General features: G+C 57.4%; 20 protein-coding genes. 8 read left to right on the top strand and 12 right to left on the bottom strand.

From position 1 onward, the window contains the following. Positions 1–43: 43 nt before the first annotated feature. The 3 genes from ACR0DU_RS16725 to ACR0DU_RS16715 are packed head-to-tail and all read right to left on the bottom strand — an operon-like array spanning position 44 to position 2893. Positions 44–1033, bottom strand: coding sequence for a YcjF family protein (locus ACR0DU_RS16725; RefSeq protein ID WP_480876084.1), 990 nt, complete (start codon positions 1031–1033; stop codon positions 44–46). Continuing rightward, positions 1026–1481: a GNAT family N-acetyltransferase gene (locus tag ACR0DU_RS16720; RefSeq protein WP_010438100.1), complete on the bottom strand. Its 456-nt coding sequence runs from the start codon at positions 1479–1481 to the stop codon at positions 1026–1028. The genes ACR0DU_RS16725 and ACR0DU_RS16720 overlap by 8 nt, the downstream gene beginning before the upstream one ends. Continuing rightward, on the bottom strand, positions 1478–2893 hold the full coding sequence (locus ACR0DU_RS16715; protein WP_480876082.1) for a YcjX family GTP-binding protein: 1416 nt from the start codon (positions 2891–2893) through the stop codon (positions 1478–1480). The genes ACR0DU_RS16720 and ACR0DU_RS16715 overlap by 4 nt, the downstream gene beginning before the upstream one ends. 107 nt (positions 2894–3000) lie before the next feature. Between ACR0DU_RS16715 and truA the strand changes: the two genes are divergently transcribed. Beyond that, a complete protein-coding gene (gene truA / locus ACR0DU_RS16710; protein ID WP_480876080.1) occupies positions 3001–3768 on the top strand; it encodes a tRNA pseudouridine(38-40) synthase TruA in 768 nt (255 codons plus the stop codon). A 2-nt stretch (positions 3769–3770) separates the two neighbouring features. Here truA and ACR0DU_RS16705 read toward each other — a convergent pair whose 3' ends face one another. The 5 genes from ACR0DU_RS16705 to ACR0DU_RS16685 form a co-directional block, all read right to left on the bottom strand. Further along, positions 3771–4709 carry a nickel/cobalt transporter gene (locus ACR0DU_RS16705; RefSeq protein WP_480876078.1) on the bottom strand — a complete coding sequence of 313 codons (939 nt, stop codon included), beginning with the start codon at positions 4707–4709 and terminating at the stop codon, positions 3771–3773. Further along, positions 4694–5341 (bottom strand): DUF1007 family protein, encoded by a 648-nt coding sequence (locus ACR0DU_RS16700; protein ID WP_480876076.1) that lies wholly within the window; start codon positions 5339–5341, stop codon positions 4694–4696. Before ACR0DU_RS16700 ends, ACR0DU_RS16705 begins: the two co-directional genes overlap by 16 nt. 70 nt (positions 5342–5411) lie before the next feature. Continuing rightward, positions 5412–6212, bottom strand: coding sequence for a thioesterase family protein (locus tag ACR0DU_RS16695; protein WP_480876074.1), 801 nt, complete (start codon positions 6210–6212; stop codon positions 5412–5414). 16 nt (positions 6213–6228) lie between these two features. Further along, positions 6229–7464, bottom strand: a complete 1236-nt coding sequence (locus ACR0DU_RS16690) for an acyl-CoA dehydrogenase family protein (RefSeq protein ID WP_480876072.1) — start codon at positions 7462–7464, stop codon at positions 6229–6231. Positions 7465–7676: 212 nt separating this feature from the next. Continuing rightward, positions 7677–8033 carry a hypothetical protein gene (locus tag ACR0DU_RS16685; RefSeq protein ID WP_480456771.1) on the bottom strand — a complete coding sequence of 119 codons (357 nt, stop codon included), beginning with the start codon at positions 8031–8033 and terminating at the stop codon, positions 7677–7679. A gap of 176 nt (positions 8034–8209) precedes the next feature. On the opposite strand from ACR0DU_RS16685, the gene ACR0DU_RS16680 reads away from it, so the two are divergent. The 3 genes from ACR0DU_RS16680 to ACR0DU_RS16670 all read left to right on the top strand — a co-directional run bounded on the left by ACR0DU_RS16680 (position 8210) and on the right by ACR0DU_RS16670 (position 10502). After that, positions 8210–9043, top strand: a complete 834-nt coding sequence (locus tag ACR0DU_RS16680) for a bifunctional allantoicase/(S)-ureidoglycine aminohydrolase (protein ID WP_480876070.1) — start codon at positions 8210–8212, stop codon at positions 9041–9043. 91 nt (positions 9044–9134) lie between these two features. Further along, complete coding sequence (locus ACR0DU_RS16675; protein WP_010438086.1) at positions 9135–9458, top strand: hypothetical protein; 324 nt, start codon at positions 9135–9137, stop codon at positions 9456–9458. A gap of 54 nt (positions 9459–9512) precedes the next feature. Next, positions 9513–10502 (top strand): type I glyceraldehyde-3-phosphate dehydrogenase, encoded by a 990-nt coding sequence (locus ACR0DU_RS16670; RefSeq protein WP_480876068.1) that lies wholly within the window; start codon positions 9513–9515, stop codon positions 10500–10502. A 40-nt stretch (positions 10503–10542) separates the two neighbouring features. Here the strand turns inward: ACR0DU_RS16670 and ACR0DU_RS16665 are convergent, their stop codons facing one another. From ACR0DU_RS16665 to puuE, 3 genes are all read right to left on the bottom strand, one after another. Beyond that, on the bottom strand, positions 10543–11970 hold the full coding sequence (locus ACR0DU_RS16665) for a nucleobase:cation symporter-2 family protein (RefSeq protein ID WP_170774872.1): 1428 nt from the start codon (positions 11968–11970) through the stop codon (positions 10543–10545). Positions 11971–12037: 67 nt separating this feature from the next. Continuing rightward, positions 12038–12523, bottom strand: a complete 486-nt coding sequence (locus ACR0DU_RS16660; RefSeq protein ID WP_480876066.1) for an ureidoglycolate lyase — start codon at positions 12521–12523, stop codon at positions 12038–12040. Next, positions 12520–13938 (bottom strand): allantoinase PuuE, encoded by a 1419-nt coding sequence (gene puuE, locus ACR0DU_RS16655; RefSeq protein WP_480876064.1) that lies wholly within the window; start codon positions 13936–13938, stop codon positions 12520–12522. The genes ACR0DU_RS16660 and puuE overlap by 4 nt, the downstream gene beginning before the upstream one ends. A gap of 163 nt (positions 13939–14101) precedes the next feature. On the opposite strand from puuE, the gene uraH reads away from it, so the two are divergent. Continuing rightward, complete coding sequence (gene uraH / locus ACR0DU_RS16650) at positions 14102–14458, top strand: hydroxyisourate hydrolase (protein WP_170774878.1); 357 nt, start codon at positions 14102–14104, stop codon at positions 14456–14458. Between the two features lie 2 nt (positions 14459–14460). On the opposite strand, the gene ACR0DU_RS16645 is transcribed toward uraH, so the two are convergent. Then, on the bottom strand, positions 14461–15375 hold the full coding sequence (locus ACR0DU_RS16645; RefSeq protein WP_480876061.1) for a LysR family transcriptional regulator: 915 nt from the start codon (positions 15373–15375) through the stop codon (positions 14461–14463). Positions 15376–15471: 96 nt separating this feature from the next. Here ACR0DU_RS16645 and ACR0DU_RS16640 point away from each other — a divergent pair, with 96 nt between their 5' ends. The 3 genes from ACR0DU_RS16640 (at position 15472) to ACR0DU_RS16630 (ending at position 22736) form a co-directional block, all read left to right on the top strand. Further along, a complete protein-coding gene (locus ACR0DU_RS16640; protein WP_480876060.1) occupies positions 15472–16695 on the top strand; it encodes a urate hydroxylase PuuD in 1224 nt (407 codons plus the stop codon). A 153-nt stretch (positions 16696–16848) separates the two neighbouring features. Then, complete coding sequence (locus tag ACR0DU_RS16635) at positions 16849–18654, top strand: autotransporter assembly complex protein TamA (protein WP_480876058.1); 1806 nt, start codon at positions 16849–16851, stop codon at positions 18652–18654. Beyond that, positions 18654–22736, top strand: coding sequence for a translocation/assembly module TamB domain-containing protein (locus ACR0DU_RS16630; RefSeq protein ID WP_480876056.1), 4083 nt, complete (start codon positions 18654–18656; stop codon positions 22734–22736). Before ACR0DU_RS16635 ends, ACR0DU_RS16630 begins: the two co-directional genes overlap by 1 nt. The last annotated feature ends 7 nt before the right edge of the window (positions 22737–22743 follow it).

Raw genomic sequence — 22743 nt, 5'->3', positions numbered from 1 at the left:
ACTTTTTTATGACGGATCCATGCTATTGTGGCCTTGCGCCAGATCAACTCTTGAAAAACAGCCCGCTAAGTGCGCGTTTGATCATGCCCCGCGTCGAGGGTTTGTGGCGTTTTGAGAAGGGCAGAGGTCGGCACACCTCCATCGCGGCGACGCCAACGCGAGCTGTTAACGCACCATTGACCAAGCCCTCGCCGAACCGGCGAGACAGTTTGCTGAGGACTGAGCCGCCCAGGATCGGCTCCAGTAAATCATCCCCTACAGCTACGGCACCGGTTGCAACCAAATGCACAAACACAGCACGGGTCAGGCGCCAACTGCCAAGAAAGCCCGCCCGACCGCCGTAAATCTCGGCGACGCGTCGGATCATGCGCAATGAACTTGCCAACGCCGTTGCGACGTCAGCCAGCGCAAGTGGCACCAGAGCGGTCACGGTAGCGACCTGCCGGGCTGCGGCCTCGACCTCGCGACTGGCGGCGGCGTCCAGCGAGGCCAAAAGTTCGTCTTCGGCCAAGCTCAGCAGGGTTGCGGCATCGAATTGCTCTCCCATGCGTTCGGTCAAACGGTCGCGGCCCCAGCGGGTTTCATCACGCCCCTTGTAGAATGCAATCAGCCGTGTGGTGACGGCGCGGGCTTGCGACAAGTCCTCGTCTGCTAACGCAGCATCGGCAGCGCGGCGTAACCCGTCCACGCGAGCAAGGCGACTAATCGCGGCCAATTCACGTAGTGCGATAACCAGCACGACCAGCAAAAGCGCGGCGATCAGGCCCGTGACGATCCACCCCAGAATTGGGGCGCGTTCCAGCAGCGACATGGCAAAATCCCACGCCGCAACCGAGACCACCGCGCCTACGACTGCAAGCGCCAAACCCCAAAACCAGCGCGCCAATGCCGATGGTTTTCGGGCTGCAAACCGAACAGCGGCCTGCATCGCCTGCCCCTGAGGAGGTGCAATATCAGGTACGGGTGGTGCGGTTGAAACATCGGCTGCCGGGGTGTCGTCTTCCAGATCAATCAGCACGGGGCCCTTAGCCATCGACCTCCTCCTTACGTGTCCAGACATATTCGATATCTGGCAGGTTTTCGTCATTCTCGGACCCGTCGCTGCGCGCGACCTCTACAAACCCGTTGCGTTCATAGAACCGACAGGCGCGGTGATTGGCCTGAAACGCATATAGTTTGAGATTGGGGCGCTGCGTCTTCGCAAGATCAAGCAATTGCTTTCCGATCCCCTGCCCACGCGCCGGTGCTGTCAAATAGAGCGACTGCACTTCTTCCCCATCCAACGCCAGAAATCCGGCGACCAGGCCCTGCACCTCGGCGACAGTGACCCAGCCCAAATCAATCATGCGACCGCAAAATGCGATGGTTTCAGCTTCGGAATGCAGCTCTGGCATCCAGTCATTTTCCCGTGCAAACCCGTGCAGAATTGCGCCGGTGGTTCCGGCATCGGTACTGCGTGCTGGGCGGAGGATCGCGTTCACAACCGATCTCCGATCAGGAATTGCGCGGCTCGGTCTAATCGAATATGCGGTGGGCCGTCTCCGGGATTCAGGGTCAGATGCGCCGGTGCGAAGGCCATATAGCCATAATCCTCGCCCAACCAACCTTCGGCCCCGTTTCGCGCGGGGCCAAGCAGATGGGCCGGGTCCTCTGGCAGATCACCGGGATAGAACGCCGCCTGCTTGCCACTGTCCAGCAGAGTACCGCGCACGCAAGGGAGTTCAACGCCGTTATGGCTGCGCATCTCTTCCGTCGTGGTTCGAAGCGAAGCCAACGATAAGGCCGCCGTCTCAGCGCCCGCAAAGCTGGCGCGATCGCGCGCTTCACGGGTCAGAGCCTCAATAATCGCGGTCAGGCGTGGGTGCTGCAGATGGTGCAGATGGTCCGCTTTGGTGGCCGCAAACAGGATACGCTCGACCCGCTTGCCAAGCAGCAGTTTGTTCAGCCACGCATTGCGACCGGGGCGGAAGGCCGACAGGATATCGGCCATGGCGCGGCGCATATCTTCAACCGTTTGCGGGCCTTTGTGGATCGCGCCCAGCGCATCGACCAGAACGATCTGCCGGTCGATCCGGGCAAAGTGATCGCGGAAGAAGGGTTTGACCACCTGCGCTTTATACGCCTCGTACCGCCGCTCCATCTCGCGGTGCAGTGAACGGCGGCGTGACGTCTCGGACACTGGCAAAGGTGCGAAGGTCAGCACTGGGGACCCGGCAAGATCACCCGGCAGGAGAAACCGACCGGGGGTGCAGTCATAGAACCCGGCCTCACGCGCAGTATTCAGGTATGCGGTGAAGCTGCGGGCGAGGTCCTGCGCCTGCGGCTCATCGTGTGGCGCGGTTGGGTCGGCAGCTCTGGCCTTGGCCAGAAACGCCTCTGCTAGTGGACGGTTGGATATGTGCTCCAGCGTGTCCTGCGACCAATCTTCGTAGGATTTGTCCAAAAGGGCCAGATCCAGCAGCCATTCACCGGGATAATCCACGATGTCCAGATGCAGCGTACGCGGTCCCTGCAACCCCGACAGCAAACCTGCGGGCTGGACTTTGAAGGACAGGCGCAACTCGGATACCGCCCGTGTGCTGTCCGGCCAGTGCGGCGTAGGCCCCGTGAGCGCTGATAGATGGGATTCGAAATCGAACCGGGGCACGGTATCGTCGGGTTGGGGTTGCAGATAGCTGGCGGTGATCCGCCCCTCTTGCTGCGCCACAAGGCCGGTCATACGGCCGCGGTCCAGAAGGTTGGCCACCAGCGATGTGATAAATACGGTTTTACCAGACCGCGCCAATCCCGTGACGCCCAGCCGTATGACCGGCTCAAAGAACGTTTCGGACACGCGGTCACCCACGGATTCGACGCTGCGTACCAAACTGTCTGCCAATGATGAGATGACCAAGCCGTCGCCCCGCAATTATCGTTTGTGCCAAGATAGGTAGCGGTTACCGCACTTGCCAGAGCTTTCGCCCCCTTGCCCGACCGACCAAGGCGCGATACCAGCGCCCCATGCCCAGATACGCGTTGAAAGTCGAATACCAAGGGGAACCGTTCGCCGGATGGCAGCGGCAGAAAGAATTGCCGTCGGTTCAGGGCGCGATCGAACTGGCACTGTCGCGGATCGAACCCGGAGAGCATACCATCGCCGCCGCAGGCCGCACCGACGCGGGTGTGCACGCGCTGGGGCAAGTGGCGCATTGCGATCTGGTCAAGGACTGGGACCCGTTCCGCCTGTCTGAGGCGTTGAATTATCACCTCAAGCCGCAGCCTGTCGCCATCGTGAAAGCCGCACGGGTGGATGATGACTGGCATGCGCGGTTCTCGGCGCTTGAGCGGCAATATCTGTTCCGCATCCTGATGCGCCGCGCGCCCGCTACCCATGACAAGGGGCAGGTCTGGCAGATCAATCATTCTCTGGACGTCGCGGCGATGCAGGCCGGGGCGGATATGCTGATCGGGCGTCATGATTTCACCACCTTCCGATCCTCCATCTGCCAGGCCGCCAGCCCTGTTAAAACGCTGGATGAATTGCGGGTGGAGCAAGTTCAGGGCTTCTCGGGCCTCGAAATACACTTCCACGTACGCGCGCGGTCTTTCCTGCACAATCAGGTACGTAGCTTTGTTGGAACGTTAGAGCGCGTAGGGGCCGGAGCGTGGACGCCCGAGGACGTGCGCGAAGCGCTGGTGGCAGTTGATCGCTCGGCTTGTGGCCCAGTTTGCCCCCCGCAGGGGCTGTATTTGGCAAGGGTCGGATATCCGGAGCCAGTTTTCGACTAAGGTTACAAAGCCCGAAGCAGCAGCCCGCTTGCAATCACAGCGATGATTAGTCCTGCAACCAGTTCGATTGTAGGGGCCAGCACTGATGCAAAGCGCGTGGCCGAGACTGAGGCAAGCAACCCGCCGCGCAGCCCGAAGGACGTCCATCCGACCAGAGTCGTCACCGTTGCAGTGCCCAGCGCCATAGCGAACGCGCCCGCGATGCCAACCATCGCGATACCCATCTGCCAAGTCAGAATCAGCACAAACAACGCCCCGGTACAGGGTCGTGCAGCGATGCCTGCGACCAAAACCATTGCCTCGCGCACGCTGCCGACCTGAGCGACCTCTTCGGCTGTCGGGCCATGACGGTGGCCACAATCCGCGCAGACGTCGTGGTCGTGATGATGGTGATCAGGGTTGTGCGCATGGTGATGGTGGTCGTGCGTATGCGATGTCTGGCTTTTGCGATGCCGTACAAAGCTGCGCAGCGCGCGAAAGATTAACCACAACCCGATTACCGCAATCATGCCATAGCTGATCGGCGCCATGACCTGTTCGGTCGTGCCTACCAACGTCTCGCGCGACATCTGGAACACGAGCACACCGGCATAAACCAACACGATTGCCGTGACTGCTTGACCCAGACTAGATAAAACACTGATCGCGGATAGTCGCCAAAACGCGACACGTCGGCCCAACCCGTACCCTCCGATTAAAACCTTGCCATGACCTGGTCCAATGGCATGGAAAAAACCATAGGCAAAACAGACGGTCAGTAGCGTCGCGATAGCTTCGGGCTGCTCGGCCCGGGCCGCACGCAAGGCGCGGGCGATCTGGTTCTGGAACTCCCGCTGCTCACCAGCCGCCCATGCAGCCAGATGGTCAAAGCCACCGCTGCCCCAGAACCAAAGGAGCAACCCGCAAGCGATGACGACGGGAACGATCAGGTATTTGGACATGAAAGTCTGATCTCAGTTGCGAATTTCTCACCAACCAGGGGGATGTCATTCTCCTCGAGGTCATAGTCGGCATCGAGTGTCCGTAAAAACGCCTGCATCTGCGCCAGTTCTGCGTCAATGTCCGGATCGCTCCGATCAATCTGACAGATGACAGGACCCGAAACCGTCACAGGCCGGGTCACCTCGTAGGCGGTGTAAAAGCTCTCATCAAAGGCTTTGATCGACAGGTCACTTGCCGGAACGGGCGTGCCTTCTACCGAGCGCAAATGCGTGGTCACGATACGTGCATCTTCAGTCGTCGCTTGTGGCTCTAGCGGGCCAGACAGGGGGACCTCAGTCTCGCCCATACGAATGACCAAATCGCCATTGTACCCTTCAACCCATTGCGCATCGAAGCCGCTTAGAAATTTTTCTTCCTCTTCGGTCAGCACGCCATCGCCGTCTTGATCCAATCTCATGTCTTCCAGCACCAGCAGCGAATAGAATTCATCATAGGCCCAGGTCACACGCACATGGGTCAGGTTGCCTGCGTCATCGACGACGAACTCCAGTCCCGTGTCGATAAAGACGTGCGGGTGGGCCAAAACCGGAAATGGCAGGCAGCAGGTAAGAAGGGTCGCAATCCAACGCATAGCGCAAAGATAGGGTGCGGGGCAGGCATCGGCAATCCGGTTCCCCAGAGTATCGCAGATTCCAGCCGAGTTAATTGGGCGGAAACAGAACCAGAGTCTGTAGCGCCGTTCCCACAGGTCCCTGCGTGTCAAACAAAACCGACTGCGACATACCAATCCCCGACGGCTGCCAGTGCGAAATCGAATCGGAGGCCAGCCAGTCTGAGGTGGGCTCTCGATGGACTTGTATCGTCAGATCGGTGTTCATGAATCCCATCTCGGTCGTGGGCGCATTCCATGATATGCCATTACCACAATCCGCGAGCGGGCAGAGCGCCTGTATCGGCGAGGGATCTTCGCCATCAACCAAGGGGGGCGTGCGCATCCACACGATTTTGGGACCAGCGCCCTGATTGCCGCCGGCTGGATAGCCAATTTCTGAGTGATGGGCAAATCCAGGCAGATCATGCCGCATTTCACCGATTGGAAATGGGCCATCGACGACATCTTCCAATCGCGGTGCGGGCAGGTCGACATTGGGAACAGACCCAAGGTCCCTGCGCGCCACATGCATGGTGGTTGCCGTTGCACAAAGCGTATCATCCATGTCATGAACGGTGACGCGTGTGGTCGCCAGCGTTTTTGTGTGGCGCGTGGTCTCCGCCGCGACCCACAAACCGGCCAAAGGCAGCGGGCGCAGCAAATTGACCGTGAGACGGGTCAACATCTTATCTGGTCCGACCTCGGTCTCGGCCGCTCGTACAATCAGGCCACTGACTGGCCCCGCATGACAGTGATCTGCGGACCAGGGCCCGCGCGCGGGATCATTGCCGACAAACTCACCTTGCGTATTCTGATGAAAATACGCCTGCCCCAACACATCCGATATCATCGCGGTTGCTTCTGCCTCAGACTTTTTCCTGCGTGTACTTCTTTAGTTCGGCGCGGGCGACCTGGCGACGATGCACCGCGTCGGGTCCATCCGCCAGACGCAAGGTGCGTACATGGGTCCACGCGTTCGCCAAAGGTGTATCCTGGCTGATACCCTGTGCGCCAAACATCTGCACAGCTTCGTCGATAACCTTCAGCGCAACTTTAGGCGCCACGACCTTGATCTGGCTGATCCAAGGGGCCGCCGCCCGCGCATCGCCCTGATCCATGTACCATGCCGCCTTTAGGCACAGCAGTCGGGCCATTTCGATCTCCATCCGACATTCGGCAATGATGTCGTAGTTGGCGCCCAGTTGCGCCAGCTTCTTCCCGAATGCCTGGCGTTGCAGTGACCGCTTGCACATTTGCTCCAATGCAGCTTCAGCCTGACCGATGGCGCGCATGCAATGATGAATGCGACCCGGCCCCAGACGACCCTGCGCGATCTCGAACCCGCGCCCTTCGCCCAACAGGATGTTCTCGGCTGGAACCCGAACATCTGTGAAACGGATATGCATGTGACCATGAGGTGCATCGTCGTGGCCGTAGACTTCCATCGGCCGCAATACCTCGATGCCAGGCGTGCCTGCTGGCACCACGATCATCGACTGGCGCTGGTGTTTCTGCAGATCATCTCCGCCCGTTTTGACCATCACGATATAGACCTTGCAGCGCGGATCGCCTGCCCCGGAAGACCACCATTTCTCACCATTCAGAATGTAGTCAGCACCGTCCCGCACACAGGACATCGAGATATTCGTGGCATCCGACGACGCCACATCCGGTTCGGTCATCAGATAGGCCGACCTGATCTGGCCATCGAGCAACGGCTTCAGCCACTGTTCCTTCATCGCGTCCGAGCCGTAGCGCTCAAAGACCTCCATATTCCCGGTGTCAGGCGCTGAGCAGTTAAATACTTCAGCCCCCAAAGGGGTCTTACCCATTTCTTCGGCAAAATAGGCGTACTCAACTGTACTGAGGCCAAAGCCCTTATCACTGTCCGTCAGCCAGAAGTTCCACAGCCCAGCCGCTTTGGCCTTGTCCTTTAGACCTTCGAGGATTTCGGCCTGACGCTCGGTGTATTGCCAGCGATCACCTTTGTTGATCTCGGCATGATATTCCTGCTCAAGCGGCATGACCTCATCCCGGATCATATCAGCAACACGTTGCAACAAGGCGCGATTTTCATCGCGCAGTCCGAATGTCATGGTCATGTATAGTCCTCTCTACAGCACCGCGCGCACCCGACGTTTGGGTCCAAGGATGGCTCAGCACCTATGACACTGTCCAGTTGTGTGACGGAACGTCATTCAGATAAAACGAAACCATACACTGCATCACAGTGAGGTGCCTGAGGTCGCGGCAGAAATTCTCGATTGGATTGGGCGTAGATACATGAGGTCAGACGCCGACCCAGCGACAGCCTTTAAGGTGCCAGTATCCAGTTACCATCGGCAGTTCTGCAACGGCGTGTTCTGATATCCCGAGCCTGTTCCGCGCCTTCGGGCTGCACAATATGCTGGAGTATTACGCAATTATCCTGAACACTGAGAACTCGGATCGTCCCTTTTGAGCCCGTATCCTGATTAAGCCATGCCCTCTCTTGCCCAACCGAGGGCGAGCCTGAGGACAACAACGCATTCGAGGTGGCGCTTAGCACTTCGAAATCCGCGGGGCTCAACCCCATTTCCGCGATGATTCGGGAAATCGATTTGGCCTGAGCGATTCCACTCGAACCCAGTAATAGAACGGTAACGAGCGCTGAATAAAAGAAGGCTTTCATTATGGGGCCTCGCCGATCTGAACAACTTTCACGCTCATAGATATACCTCTGTGCGTGTGTGGCCAAGCCCAACTTGGTCACCTTCAAATTATCCCGAACAAACCTATTGCAAGGCGGGTGCTAGGTCCCTCCGCCAGTTCGCCTCATATTATCCCAAGACGAACCAGAGGCATTTGATGACACATCCAAAATACTATGCACCTACAGGCGGTCACCCGGGGCAAGAGCAGTTATTGACTGACCGCGCCATGTTCACCGACGCCTATGCGGTGATCCCGAAAGGCACGATGCGAGACATCGTCACCAGCTTTCTTCCTTTCTGGGAAGGGACACGTCTGTGGGTTCTTTCGCGGCCTCTGAGTGGATTTGCAGAGACATTCTCGCAATACATCATGGAGGTTCAGCCCAGTGGCGGCAGTGATACTCCGGAAACAGACCCAAACGCACAAGGTGTGATTTTTGTAGTCGAAGGCTCTGTAACACTGACGTTGAACGAAGCGGAGCATGCACTTGAGACCGGAGGATATGCTTATATCCCACCCGGAAGTGACTGGGCCCTGCACAATCGCGCCGATTCCGTTGCCCGGTTCCATTGGGTTCGCAAAGCCTATCAGGCCGTCCCCGGCCTGCCAGCCCCTGATCCGATCATCACCAACGAATGCGATTTGACGCCCGTCGAGATGCCCGGCACCGAAGGGCGTTGGTCTACCACGCGTTTTACCGATCCGCATGACCTGCGGCATGACATGCATGTCAACATCGTCAATTTCGAGCCCGGTGGCGTAATCCCATTTGCAGAAACCCATGTGATGGAACACGGCCTTTATGTGCTGGAGGGCAAGGCGGTTTATCGACTCAATCAGGATTGGGTCGAGGTCGAGGCCGGAGATTATATGTGGCTGCGCGCTTTCTGCCCCCAAGCCTGTTATGCGGGTGGTCCGGGTCGGTTCCGATATCTGCTATATAAAGATGTAAATCGGCATATGCCTCTGTCGGTTCCCTCGCGATAGACGACCATAGCGTTAATGTCCGGTATAGGGGTTCACAGAATCGCTGGAATCTGATGAAATTACATAAGTTTTCAGCACTGGAGATTGTTCAATGTTACTGCGCGGTACGATGATTGCACTGGTTGCCACCCTTGGCCTTTCGGCGTTCAACGCCGAGCCGGTCGCAGCCAAGGAAGAAACCAAGTCCGTTTTCGTCATGAGCCGTACCTGGGCGGTGACGCAGGTCTCGGACGCGCCTGTGGTCTATCGGGCCACGCGGGACAACAACAATCTGAATCCCTTTGGCCCCCCGCCACGTCTGCGCACCATCCAGGCGATGGCTGCGATACAGCAGGCGACCGGATGCAAGGCGATCTATTCCAGCATGTATCAGAACATCTCGGGCCAGTTCTTTTCACAGGTCAGCTGCAACTGAAATTGGTACAATACTTTGATTGAGATCGCCTGATCTGCCTGCCATAGCTTGCGCATGAAACTTGCGATCAACGGATTCGGCCGTATCGGCCGCACCATCCTGCGACAGGTCCTAGGCCCGTCGCAGCATTCGGATATCGAGCTGGTGCTGATCAACGATATCGCACCGCTCGAAACCTGCGCATATCTGTTCAAATACGACAGCACTTTCGGACCTTATCCAGGTTCGGTGGCAGCCGAAGGTGGAGCATTGAACATCGATGGCCAGATTGTTCCAATGTCCCACAGCGCAGATTTGGCAAAGGTCGATCTGTCCGGCGTCGATGTGATGCTGGATTGCACCGGCATCGCGCGCACATCGGATGTTGCCAGCCGGGGATTGACTGCCGGGGCGGGCAAAGTGCTGATTTCCGGCCCTTCACCTGCTGCCGAGGTCACAGTTGTACTGGGTGCAAACGAAGATCAATTGGGCAACGCACGGATCGTGTCGAATGCGTCATGCACCACGAATGGGCTGGCACCGCTCGTCAAGCTGATTGATGAAATCGGCGGGCTTGTGTCCGGGCACATGACCACGATCCACTGCTATACAAACAGCCAGCCTATGGTCGATGCGCCACGCGGGGATCTGGCCCGTTCGCGCGCTGGTGCGTTGTCGATGGTGCCCACAACCTCAAGCGCCACACATCTGATCGATGTTGTGCTGCCAAATCTTGCCGGTCGCATTTCAGGGGCTGCGGTGCGTGTTCCCACAGCCAGCGTATCTGCTGTCGATCTTGTCGCCACGCTTGAACGGGGCAAGAGCACGGATCAGTTCGACCAAGCGTTTCGCAACGCTGTCGCAGCTTCTGCCGTACTGGGCTGGACCGATCTGCCCTTGGTATCATCTGATTTGCGCTCCCGTCCTGAATCACTCGTTTTGGCCGGGCCCGAGACGCGTATGATCGGAGAGAACCAAATCAGGGTCTTTGGTTGGTATGACAATGAATGGGGGTTTTCGGCCCGCATGCTGGATGTCGCACGCTTGATGGCCGAAGCGGGGTGACCCGCAGCGCTGAGCCGCGCTGCGGGATTGTTCATAGGCCTCATTCGTGAGGCAGGCTGCCAGAGCCGTGACCGGCCATTCCGCCAGAAACTTCCTCGGTCGATTCTTCTGCCAGCTCTTCAGGCAGGACCAGGTTCAGCACGATGGCGATCAGAGCCGCTGGCAGCAGGCCGCTTGTCATCAGAATGCGGAGCGTATCCGGCAGGTGCTGGACCGCACCAGGTTCCAGCTGCAACCCAAGACCAATCGACAGTGAGATCGCAAAGATCACCATGTTGCGGCGATTCCAATCCACGTCCGACAGCATCGAGATACCGGCCGCAACCACCATGCCGAACATGACGATCACACCGCCGCCCAGCACTTCGATGGGTACGGTGCGGATGATCGCTCCGACTTTCGGTACGAGACCACACAGGATCAGGAACAAGGCCCCGCAGGTCACCACATGACGGCTCATGACGCCTGTCATCGCGATCAAGCCGACATTCTGGCTGAACGATGTATTCGGAAACCCGCCGAACATACCGGCGAGTGCAGTTCCAAAACCATCGGCATATGTTGCACCTTCGATCTCTTTGTCTGTCGCCTCACGACCTGCACCACCCTTGGTGATCCCCGATACGTCGCCGACGGTCTCAATGGCCGAGACGAAAGACATCAGACAGAATCCGATAATGGCCGCCAATGAGAACTCAAAGCCATATTTGAACGGGACTGGCAGTGCGAATGCGGAGGCCCGCGACCAGCTGTTGCCGATGGCTTCGAACGTCACCATGCCGACCATTAGGGCATAGACGTAGCCAACCGCCAATCCGACGAGTACGGCAGACACCGACAGCATACCACGCGCAAAGAACTTGAGGCCCAGCGTCACGACAACCACGACCAACGCCGCCGACCAGTTGAGCAGCGATCCGTATTCCGGAGTACCAATCGCAGGCACGCCACCGGCTGAATATTGAATGCCAACCTTGACCAGCGCCAAACCGATCATTGTCACGACAAGCCCGGTCACCAGCGGCGGAAGCGCAAAACGTATCTTGCCAATGAACAGTCCTAGAAAGGCGTGAAAAAGACCACCGATCAGGACACCACCGAACAGGGCTGCCAAAGCATCCACACCCTTACCAGCGACAAGCGGGATCATGATGGGCAGAAAGGCAAAGCTTGTTCCCTGAACAATCGGCAGTGCCGCGCCAACTGGGCCCAGCGTCACAGTCTGCAACAAGGTCGCCAGACCCGCGAACAGCATCGACATTTGGATCAGGTAGAGCAGCTCAGGAAAATCGGGGGAATTGGATCCAAATCCAAACCCGGCGGCTCCGGCCACGATAATGGCGGGTGTGACGTTTGAAACAAACATCGCCAGCACATGCTGAATGCCCAGCGGTATGGCCTTGTGTAAGGCGGGCGTATAGTTCGGGTCCCGAAGTTGTTCGGGGGTCCCTATCGAAGTTTCGGCCATGATCTCATTGTCCTCCCTAAGATCCAATGGGGTTCTTACCGCTTCTTTGGCGGCTTCGTATTTGGATTCAGCGGTCGACCACCTCGTACGGAGTGCTGAACCAGTATTCTTCTAAATTTGGACCGTCCCCGATCCTATCGACGACCGCGAACAGGCCGGGTCCGTGCAGAGGAGTTAGAACCCCGTGCCAAGTGCCTCGGTGATAGTTCACAGCTTGCCCGGGGAGCGTGATGAAAGCCCTTGGTAGCCCGGGTTTTCCGCCCTTATCCGGTGCGACAATCACCAGAAAAGGCTGGTGAGTCATCGGAATAAAGGCCTGGCTGCCATCGGGATGACGCTCGACCATTTCCAGCCGGTAGGGCAATTCGCGCGGGTTGGCGTTAAACAGGCTAATACCAGCACGCGCGTTACCGAAATCCAGCCCAGCCCGGTCGTGATAACGGCCGCATTGGCCCTGATTGATCATCTTGTCAGGCTCACCTGAGATATCAATCAGATCGCCAAATGGCGCGAACGCTGCTGCCGAGATCGTTTCAGCGACAATCTGGGTCATGAGGGCAGCACATCGCGCAGACGGAATTCGGCGATCCGTTCGACCTGTCGGCATGCCTCGGCGAACTCGGTCTCGCGATCCTGTTCGATCCGCCGCTCAAATGCGCCCAGGATCGAGGCCTTATTGTGGTCCCTTACAGCGATAATGAACGGAAAACCAAATTTTTTGGTGTAGCGCTGATTTAATTCGGTAAAGGTGGCTCGTTCGTCATCCGTCAGCGCATCGAGACCGGCCGAAGCCTGCTCAGACGTGCTTTCCTGTGTTAACCGCTTGGCCTGCGCCAGTTTACCAGCAAGATCGGGGTGGGCCGTTAACACACCCAGCCGTTCCTCGTCCGAGGCGGACCGGAACATGCGGGTCAAAGCATTGTGCAATCCACCCGCCGTGTCATGTGCCGCGCCCAGTTCCAGACCATGTGCTCGCTCGGCGATCCATGCGGAATGCTCGAAGATACCTCCGTAAGCGGAGACAAATTCGTCGCGGCCCATCTGTGAGGGTTTTGGGCGCTCAGCCGGCGGGTGCGTTTCAGCCCAATGTTCCGCAATCTGCAATCGCGTTGCAAACCACACATCCGAGAACCCGAGCGCGTAATCCAAAAACCGTTTCAGCGCCATGACGCGTCCCGGACGCCCGATCAGGCGACAATGAAGACCAATCGACAGCATCTTGGGTGCGCCAGCTTCGCCTTCTGCATAAAGCGCATCGAAGCTGTCTTTCAGATAAGAATAGAACTGATCCCCGGCGTTGAACCCCTGCGGTGTGGCAAAGCGCATATCGTTGCAATCCAGCGTGTAGGGAACAATCAACTGATCCCGGCCACCGGTTTGCATCCAGTAGGGAAGATCGTCTGCATAGGTGTCCGCGACATAGGCAAAGCCACCCTCTTCGGCGACCAGACGCACAGTGTTTTCCGAACAGCGCCCGGTGTACCAGCCACGCGGGCGATCCCCCACAACTTCGGTATGCAAGCGGATAGCTTCTGCAACCTGAGCCCGCTCTTCATCCTCGGGCATGTCCTTGTGCTCGACCCATTTCAACCCGTGGCTGGCAATCTCCCACCCTGCCGATTTCATTGCGGCCACCTGATCTGGCGAGCGCGCCAAAGCCGTCGCCACACCGTAGACAGTGATCGGCAGATCTTTCATCAACCGATGCAGGCGCCAGAACCCTGCCCGCGCGCCGTATTCATAGATCGACTCCATGTTCCAGTGACGCTGGCCCGGCCATTGCGCCGCCCCGACTATCTCGGACAAGAACGCCTCAGACGCAGCATCCCCATGCAGAACACAGTTTTCACCACCCTCTTCGTAGTTCAGCACGATCTGTACAGCCAGTTTCGCCCCGCCGGGCCATGCGGCGTCAGGCGGGTTGGCTCCATATCCGATCATATCGCGGGGGTAACGAGGCGGCTGCATAGGGTCTTCCAGTCCGATTAGGTGTTTTGACAGCTTTACCGCAGAAACGGTCCATTGATTATCAAATCAATCCGAACACTGTTTCCAGTTCTTTCGGCATTTCAACCATTTTGCTGTTTGGCCCAGACTGTGGCACACCAAAAGAAACACATAGGAGAGACCCTTGGCTGGCTATCTGACGACCCATGTTCTGGACACGGCACGCGGCTGCCCCGCTGAGGGGTTGAAAATCTCTCTTTACGAAGTGTCGGGAGATTCTCATCGCAAACTGGCTGAGATGGAAACCAACGAGGATGGTCGCACCAACAGTCCGATCCTACCGCAGGACGACTTCAAAACCGGCACGTATGAACTGATTTTCTTTGCTGGCGATTACCTACGCGCGACGGGCCAGGACGGCGATGATCCTCTGTTTCTGGATCAGGTGCCTATCCGCTTTGGTATGTCCGACCCGGATGCCCACTACCATGTGCCGCTGCTTCTATCCCCTTATGGGTATTCGACCTATCGGGGCAGCTAGACCTAGATTTCGGCGCTGCGGACCACCTTGCCGATACGATCAATCATGAAATCCATAAACAGCCGTGCCTTGGGATCTTGGTGGCGGCGATGGGTATACAGGCAAGCCATTTGAACCGGCACCGGTGGCGTTTGCGTCGCCACCGGGATCAATCGTCCTGCCTTCAGATGTTCGGACACCTCAAAGACAGGTTTCATAGCAATTCCCTGCCCTGACAACGCCCAATCGGTTAAAACATCGCCATCGTCGCACTCATAGCGGCCTGAAACAGCGAACCGCTTCGGGCCATCGGGCGTTTCCAGCATCCACTGAAACTCTGCCGCTCCGGGGAAGCGTAGGTTCAAACACTCATGTTTGCCTGATATCAGATCCGTTCCAGATTCGGGCATCCCACAACGGCTCACGTAATCAGGGGCCGCGCATAGCACTCGCTGACAATCCGCGATCTTGCGAATGCGCAATGTGCTGTCTTCGGGCTGACCGATGAAAAAGGCCAGATCCAACCCTTCGGTGGTTAGGTCGACAGAGCGGTCTGTCAGCCTTAGACGCACATCAATCTCAGGGTATTCTGACAGAAAATCAGGCACATGAGGTGCCAGAAGACGGCGCCCGACACCCAGGGGCGCTGCGACGAACAGCGACCCGCGCGGCGCTTCGGTCAGATGTGTGACTTGCGCTTCGGCCTCATCAACCGCATCCAGAACTGCGACTGCACCGGGGTAAAATGCACGCCCTTGCTCGGTCGGGGTCAAGTTGCGTGTGGTTCGCTGGAACAGACGAACCCCGAGGTGATCTTCTAACTGCGAAATCCGCGCTGACGTCACTGCAGGTGAGATTCGCATATCGCGTCCGGCGGCTGACATACTGCCTAGATCATAAACCCGTACAAAGGTTCGAATGTTGTCGAGATAGGACATCTTATCGTTTTTTTTGATACAGTTTGACAATATACGGGAATACCGAAGAAAAGCCCGTTTGCCTAGTGTGGCGATAACTTATCGGAGACCTCATCAATGTACGACTTCGCCGTGTTCTGGGATTGGATTGGTTTTGGCGTGCGCTGGCTGCACGTCATCACTGCGATCGCCTGGATCGGATCATCCTTCTATTTCATCGCGCTGGACCTTGGCCTGAACCGCGATATTCCCGGCCCGGCGGACGGCGAGGAATGGCAAGTCCATGGCGGTGGCTTTTATCACATCCAGAAGTATCTTGTCGCGCCGGAGCGCATGCCTGACCACCTGACCTGGTTCAAATGGGAAAGCTACGCGACTTGGCTGAGCGGCGCCGCGCTTTTAATGATCGTCTACTGGGTTGGCGGCGAGCTTTATCTGATCGATGCGCATAAAGCTGATCTGGCGCTGTGGCAGGGCATCCTTATCTCGGCTGCGTCGCTGACCATTGGCTGGCTGGTCTATGATTTTCTGTGCAAATCTGGCCTCGGTGAACGCCCGACGCTGCTGATGGTTCTGTTGTTTGTCCTGCTGGTGGCCATGGGGTGGGGTTATAACCAAATCTTCATCGGCCGTGCGATGATGCTGCATCTGGGGGCTTTCACGGCCACAATCATGACGGCGAATGTGTTCTTCATAATTATGCCAAACCAGCGCATTGTTGTGGATGACCTCAAAAACGGACGTACGCCTGATCCCAAGTACGGCAAAATCGCTAAATTGCGTTCGACCCACAACAACTATCTGACCTTGCCCGTTGTGTTCCTGATGCTGTCGAACCACTACCCACTGGCCTTTGCCACCGAGTACAATTGGATCATCGCCGCGTTGGTCTTTTTGATGGGCGTCACCATTCGCCACTATTTCAACACCCGCCATGCGCGCACCGGTAATCCAACCTGGACCTGGCTGGTGACTGCACTGCTGTTCATGGCCATCATGTGGCTGTCGACCGCTTCCATGCACGACCCGTTGGAAGAGGCCGAAGCGCAACAGCTTACACCATATGAACAGAAATTTGCAGCGGCGGATGGCTTTGAAGAAGCGCACGACATTGTTTTGGGGCGCTGTTCCATGTGCCACGCGCGTGAGCCTGTCTGGGAAGGCATCCTGTGGGCACCCAAAGGTGTGTTGCTGGAAACCGAGGCCGACATCGCGCAGAACGCGCAGCAGATATATCTGCAATCCGGCGTCACCCACGCAATGCCCCCCGCAAACGTCACTTACATGGAGCCCGAAGATCGCGACGCGATCATTAGGTGGTTCCGAAATGCCGATCTGTGAGAAATTGGGACACGGTCGAGCCAATAATAGCAACTGAGTTTGGTTTAGTTCTTCCCCTTGGCGTCGCCAAATGCTCTAAATGAATTCAACAAGCCGCATTTCTATTGTTTCGCGGCCATAGTGATTTCGACTTGGGGCAGTTGGAGCCAGACAATGATAGGGAGCAGACCGCGCAGCGTTCTGAGAAGCTGGCTTTTTTGCGTTCTTTTGGCATTGTCTCCCAATCTTGCATCGGCGCTGGAAACCACCCTCTCCGCTCCCGGCGCATCTAAAGATCTGATTGACCGGCTGGAAGAGACCTCATCGGTTTTCACCTCAGAATCGCGTGGACTGGATACGTCGCTAGAAATTCTGTCGGCAGCTCTGTCCGACTACCGCACCATCGTTCAAATCATGTATGACGAAGGGTATTTCAGCCCGGTTGTCAGCATCAAGTTGGACGGGCAGGAAGCTGCAAATATCAACTCTTTGAATGTTCCGACCCAGTTCAAACGTGCAACGATATTGGTGACTTCAGGGCCGAAGTTCGAATTTGGCACGGCTGTCGTTCAACCATTGGCACCAGAAACTGCGCTACCCGAGGAATTTGCCACAGGCAAAACGGCCACCACCGGAGCAATCCAGCAAGCAGCATCCGCAGGGGTCCAAGGCTGGCGCGATACGGGCCACGCAAAGGCAGAGGTGTCGGACCAAAAAGTAATCGCGCGACATGCGCAGGCACGACTGGATGCCACAATTGATCTGGCACCGGGGCCAAGGCTGCGGTTCGGCAAAATGAACATCCAAGGCGACACTAACGTTCGCCATCGGTCGATCGAAAAAATTGCAGGCTTCCCCTCGGGTGAAGTTTATTCGCCAGAACAGGTACAAAAGGTTGGAACCCGGCTGCGGCGCACCGGCACGTTCAGCACGGTCTCTATAAAGGAACATGACGAGCCCAACCCGGACGGCACTTTGGATTTCGATGCCACATTTGAAGACCTCCCCCCCCGTCGGCTGACATTCGGGGCCGAGATCGCCTCGCGCGATGGGCTGGATTTAACTGCCACGTGGACCCATCGGAACGTGTTCCGGCGGGCAGAGCGGTTAAGGTTCGAGGCTGCGATCCGCAACATTGGCGGCGCCGAGGATATCGATGGGCGCATTGGCCTGCGTCTGGATCAACCTGACCGGCTCGGCCCAGACGACAATACTTTCTGGAGTGCCCTGCTGGAACGGCGAAACACCGAGAATTACAACGTCACTATCGCCTCGCTTGCCTATGGTGCCCGCCGCACGTTTTCGGACCGTCTTTATGCCGAAGCCTCAGCCGGTTTCCAATGGTCAGACGCGGATGACGCCTATGGCGATGGCCGCAAGTTCCGGTACTTCATCCTGCCCTTCCGGTCTGAGTGGGATGAACGGGATAGCAAAGTCAGCGCCACACGAGGTTATTATCTGGATTCGCAGGTGATGCCCTTTGTCGGGTTCTCTGGTTCTGACACTGGCCTGAGGATGTTCTTTGACGGACGCGCCTATAACGATCTGGGTACTGGCGGACGGCTGGTGCTCGCCGGGCGCGTTCAGCTGGGATCTGTGCTGGGCCCGCCTGCAGACGGCGTGACCCCGGATTTCCTGTTCTTCTCAGGCGGCGCCGGAACGGTACGTGGTCAGCCCTATGAAAGCCTCGGTATTCCAGTCGGAGACGGTGTGGCTGGTGGCAAGTCCTTTTTGGGACTGTCAGCTGAAATTCGTGGCAAAGTCACCGACGCAATCTCGTTGGTCGGCTTCTATGACTATGGCGTCGTCGACACGTCCTCGTTCATCGGCAGCGGCGCGGAAGAGCATTCTGGCGCCGGGCTGGGTATTCGCTATGATCTGGGCGGTTTCGGGCCATTGCGCTTTGACCTTGCCGTCCCAGTTCAGGGTGACACGGGCAATGGGCTGCAGTTCTACCTCGGGATCGGGCAGGCCTTCTGATGCGTCGCTTTCTATACCCTCTGTTGCTGAGTTCAGCAGTGATCGTCGTCCCCCCGGCAGCGACCGCGCAGGACGAAGGCGGCAGCATGATCGAACGGTTCCTGCAGGATACCCTGTCAGGCGATGATCAAAATGTTCAGGTGATCGGTCTGGAAGGTGCGCTGAGTTCACGAGCGACGATTCAGGAAATTACCGTCGCCGATGACGAAGGTGTCTGGCTGACCATCAAAAATGCTGAGCTGGATTGGAACCGGCTGGCGTTGCTGCGGGGTCGATTCTCAGTCAATACATTGTCGGCGCAAGAGATTGACATCGCCCGTGCCCCGGGCACGACGACTAAGGACACACCGCCGCCTTCAGCTGAGACCCAACCCTTTCAACTGCCCGAGCTTCCGGTTTCCATTGAAATTGGCGAGCTTCGGGTCGATGACTTGTCTTTGGGTGAGCCATTGATCGGCGTTGCGGCTGATCTTGCCGTGAATGGTAACCTCTCGCTGGCGGACGGAACGCTGGATACAACGCTGGATATCGACCGGCTGGATCGAGCGGGTGATACGATTGATCTTAAAGCCGGATTCCAGAACGATAACAGCCAGATCGACCTGGACCTCACCGTCGCCGAAGCCTCGGGCGGGTTGATCGCAACGGCCCTGTCCATCCCCGATGCCCCGCCGCTAAAACTGACCGCAAAAGGTTCGGGGCCGGTATCAGATTTCAACGCCGATATCGGGCTGAGCAGCGATCAGCAGCTTCGCGTATCTGGCCAAGTTCGACTGCGGACAGCCGAAGAAAATGGCACTGCATCCGATGGGATTGCATTTACTGCCGATGTCGGCGGCGACCTGACTCCGTTCCTGGCCAAAGAAATGGACACGTTTTTTGGCACAGACACGAGGCTTTTCGTGGACGGGCGCACCCATTCCGATGGCGCGCTGGACATCTCGGACATTGAGATCACCTCAGAAGCATTGGAACTGAAAAGCGAGGTGAGCCTTGCCTCTGGCGGTGTTTTGCAACTGGTTGCCCTTCAAGGCCACATCACGCCACCAGAAGGCGACAAAGTTGTTCTGCCCGTCAGTGGCGGCGACACGTCCATTGGCGCGGCGCAGATTTCGGCCTTGTACAACTCCAAAAATGGTAACTATTGGGATCTGAGCCTTACAACTGACAACGTTGAGACCCCCAATCTGAATATTGATCACGCCAGAATTACTGGGCAGGGCACCTTGGATCAGTCCGGCGGCTTATCGATGGATGGAGACGTTCAGGCCGTGCTTGATGGCATCGATTTGACTGACCCAGCGCTGAAAGCTGCCGTTGGGGATCAGATCACGCTGGATGGACGGTTCGATTATGGCAGTGACCAGTCCTTACAACTGACCGGTTTCGAACTGGTTGGCAGCGACTACAAACTTGAAACCGATGCCGTGATCAGCGGGCTTGCGACAGGGCTGCAGGTTGATGGCGCGGCGCTGCTGCAGGCCACCGACCTATCGAGGTTTGCGGACCTGGCACAGCTACAGCTAGGTGGCGAAGCTTCGATCAAAGTCGAAGGCAAGGGCTCACCGCTGGAACGCAGCTTTGATGGCAAGCTAATAGTAAACGGGCGCGATTTGGTTACTGGCCGCGACGATATCGACCCAATGATCACCGGCGAAACCGACATTGTGTTAGATGCCAAACGTGGAACCGATGGCGTGTCCATTCGGGAGCTTTCGATCAGTGGTGATGCGCTGACTGCTCAGGCCAGCGGTACGGTCACGACCCTTGCTGGCAACATGACGATCAATGGGCAGGCCAACGTCAACGCCCCCGATCTGAAGGTATTCTCAGGCCTCGCCCAGCGTGATCTCTCCGGTGCGGTGCAGGCCCGGCTGGAAGGCAAGGGCACCGTACAAACATTGGAATTTGACGGCCAGGCCAACGTAATCGGTACAAATATCGAAACAGGGATGATTGAGTTCGATCCGCTGTTGAGAGGCCGGGTATCGATCAATCTGGACGGCGCACATTCTGGCGATCAGGTCGTCGTCCGAAATGCTACAATCAAAAGCGCAGCGTTGACCGCCGAGGTTGGAGCTACAATTGATGATCCTACCGGCGACATTGCTGTAGACGGCAGTGCCAAGGCAACGGCACCGGATTTGTCAGTGTTCTCAGGCCTCGCCGGGCGCGACCTAACGGGATCAATCAATGCTGATGTCACAGGCAGAGCCGCGCAAGGCAGCAAGACTTTTGACATCATTGGCAACCTCAGCGCAGATGATCTTGGAACAGGTATTAACGTGATTGATGCGCTTGTTCAGGGCAGAACAACGCTAAACGTGGATGCCGCAAACGACGATCAGGGTCTTAACATCCGCACGTTCAGTCTGAAGGGAACAGCGCTGACTGCAGATGCATCGGGACGATTGGACCGCGAAGCAGGTGGCCTGAATTTCTCGGCCATGCTGGACAATGTGGGTCGGGTCTCGCCTACTCTGTCCGGCCCGCTAAAACTTGATGGCAATGTCGCCCCGACCGGGTCTGGCCTTGAGGGCAACGCCCGCTTGCAAGGACCTGAGAGCTCATATGCCGAATTGTCGGGAACCGTTGACATCAATGGTTCAGCCGACTTTGATTTTGAGGCCAAGATCAACCGGCTCGAACGTCTGATCCCCGATTTCCCTGGAACCCTGTCTGCCAATGGAAATGCTCGTCGTGATGCAGGCAAGTGGACTATCGACGCCAAAGCCGACGGCCCCGCCGAGATCAACACTACGGTCGCGGGTGCCTTTGATGAAAGTAGCGGCGAGGCAGACTTGAAGATGCAAGGCGGTATCAACATAGGTATCGCCAATGCGTTTATTTCACCCAATAGTCTGGCAGGTAAAGCTCGGTTCGATCTAGCCCTGAAAGGGGCGCCTGCACTGGATGCGCTCAGCGGAACGATTTCAACTACCGGCGCATCAATGGCGCTGCCAGATGTGGGGCAAACGATCACCGATATCGGCGGAACGGTCAACATCGCGCAAAGCCGTGCAACTGTTGCACTGCAGGGTGGCCTGCGGGCAGGAGGAGGATTCACCGTCAACGGGCCGATCAATCTGACTTCGCCCTTCAACACTCAGATCACCACGAAACTCAATAATCTCGTTCTGACCGACAGACTTTTGTATGAGACCACATTGAACGGCCAGATTGCCCTGACCGGGGCATTGGCTGGAAACAGTGCTCTGGCCGGTCAGATAAACTTTGGCGAAACCAACATAAACCTTGCCGCAGCGGCAGGCGCAGTTGGCGCAGCACCAATCCCAACAATCGACCATATTAACGAAAGCCGTGCCGGTTTTGTGACGCGGGAACGTGCCAATCTGGTCGAAAGCGAAGACAAAGCCAAAAGCAACTCGCGCATGTCATTGGACATCGGCCTGCTTGCCCCCAAAGCCGTGTTTGTTCGAGGCCGAGGTGTCAACGCCGAATTGGGAGGGCGCATTCAGATTGGCGGAACCACTACATCCGTCGTCCCCTCGGGTCAGATTGAATTGATCCGGGGTAACATCGACATTCTGGGCCGTCGTCTTGCGCTGACCAAGGGTCTGGTGACACTGCAAGGCGACTTGACCCCCTATATCGAGTTCGAATCTTCGACCAGCACCTCGGACGGTACAGCCACCATTGAGATCGCAGGTCCTCTGGATTCGCCCGAAGTGGACGTGTTCTCAGACCCCGAACGCCCGACCGAAGAAGCACTGGCCATGCTGCTGTTCGGCAACCGTTTTTCGGAGTTGTCGCCTTTTGTGATCGCCCAGATGGCGGCTTCACTGGCCCAACTCAGCGGCGCGGGTGGGGATGCAACCAAGGGCGTGCGCGAGGCTACTGGGCTTGACACTGTAGACCTTGGCGCAACGGAAGGCGGCGGTGGCAGCCTTGGGGCAGGCGCATATCTAAGCGACAACCTCTATACCGATTTCACCGTCAATACCGAAGGCGATACCGAAGTGAATTTGAACCTGGACGTCACCGACAGCTTTACAGTGCGTGGTACGGTGGATGGCCGGGGTGAGACGGGGTTGGGTATATTCTTCGAACGGGATTACTGATCACAAA

The sequence above is a fragment of the Ruegeria sp. G2 genome (assembly GCF_056533505.1).
This window is presented reverse-complemented; position numbering and strand designations above follow the sequence as displayed.

What these genes read in the sequence shown, in the direction of transcription:
- ACR0DU_RS16725 (WP_480876084.1), bottom strand. Translation starts at nt 1,033, where the DNA reads ATGGCTAAGGGCCCCGTGCTGATTGATCTGGAAGACGACACCCCGGCA.
- truA (WP_480876080.1), top strand. Translation starts at nt 3,001, where the DNA reads ATGCCCAGATACGCGTTGAAAGTCGAATACCAAGGGGAACCGTTCGCC.
- ACR0DU_RS16705 (WP_480876078.1), bottom strand. Translation starts at nt 4,709, where the DNA reads ATGTCCAAATACCTGATCGTTCCCGTCGTCATCGCTTGCGGGTTGCTC.
- ACR0DU_RS16700 (WP_480876076.1), bottom strand. Translation starts at nt 5,341, where the DNA reads ATGCGTTGGATTGCGACCCTTCTTACCTGCTGCCTGCCATTTCCGGTT.
- ACR0DU_RS16695 (WP_480876074.1), bottom strand. Translation starts at nt 6,212, where the DNA reads ATGATATCGGATGTGTTGGGGCAGGCGTATTTTCATCAGAATACGCAA.
- ACR0DU_RS16690 (WP_480876072.1), bottom strand. Translation starts at nt 7,464, where the DNA reads ATGACCATGACATTCGGACTGCGCGATGAAAATCGCGCCTTGTTGCAA.
- ACR0DU_RS16685 (WP_480456771.1), bottom strand. Translation starts at nt 8,033, where the DNA reads ATGAAAGCCTTCTTTTATTCAGCGCTCGTTACCGTTCTATTACTGGGT.
- ACR0DU_RS16680 (WP_480876070.1), top strand. Translation starts at nt 8,210, where the DNA reads ATGACACATCCAAAATACTATGCACCTACAGGCGGTCACCCGGGGCAA.
- ACR0DU_RS16675 (WP_010438086.1), top strand. Translation starts at nt 9,135, where the DNA reads ATGTTACTGCGCGGTACGATGATTGCACTGGTTGCCACCCTTGGCCTT.
- ACR0DU_RS16670 (WP_480876068.1), top strand. Translation starts at nt 9,513, where the DNA reads ATGAAACTTGCGATCAACGGATTCGGCCGTATCGGCCGCACCATCCTG.
- ACR0DU_RS16665 (WP_170774872.1), bottom strand. Translation starts at nt 11,970, where the DNA reads ATGGCCGAAACTTCGATAGGGACCCCCGAACAACTTCGGGACCCGAAC.
- ACR0DU_RS16660 (WP_480876066.1), bottom strand. Translation starts at nt 12,523, where the DNA reads ATGACCCAGATTGTCGCTGAAACGATCTCGGCAGCAGCGTTCGCGCCA.
- puuE (WP_480876064.1), bottom strand. Translation starts at nt 13,938, where the DNA reads ATGCAGCCGCCTCGTTACCCCCGCGATATGATCGGATATGGAGCCAAC.
- ACR0DU_RS16645 (WP_480876061.1), bottom strand. Translation starts at nt 15,375, where the DNA reads ATGTCCTATCTCGACAACATTCGAACCTTTGTACGGGTTTATGATCTA.
- ACR0DU_RS16640 (WP_480876060.1), top strand. Translation starts at nt 15,472, where the DNA reads ATGTACGACTTCGCCGTGTTCTGGGATTGGATTGGTTTTGGCGTGCGC.
- ACR0DU_RS16635 (WP_480876058.1), top strand. Translation starts at nt 16,849, where the DNA reads ATGATAGGGAGCAGACCGCGCAGCGTTCTGAGAAGCTGGCTTTTTTGC.
- ACR0DU_RS16630 (WP_480876056.1), top strand. Translation starts at nt 18,654, where the DNA reads ATGCGTCGCTTTCTATACCCTCTGTTGCTGAGTTCAGCAGTGATCGTC.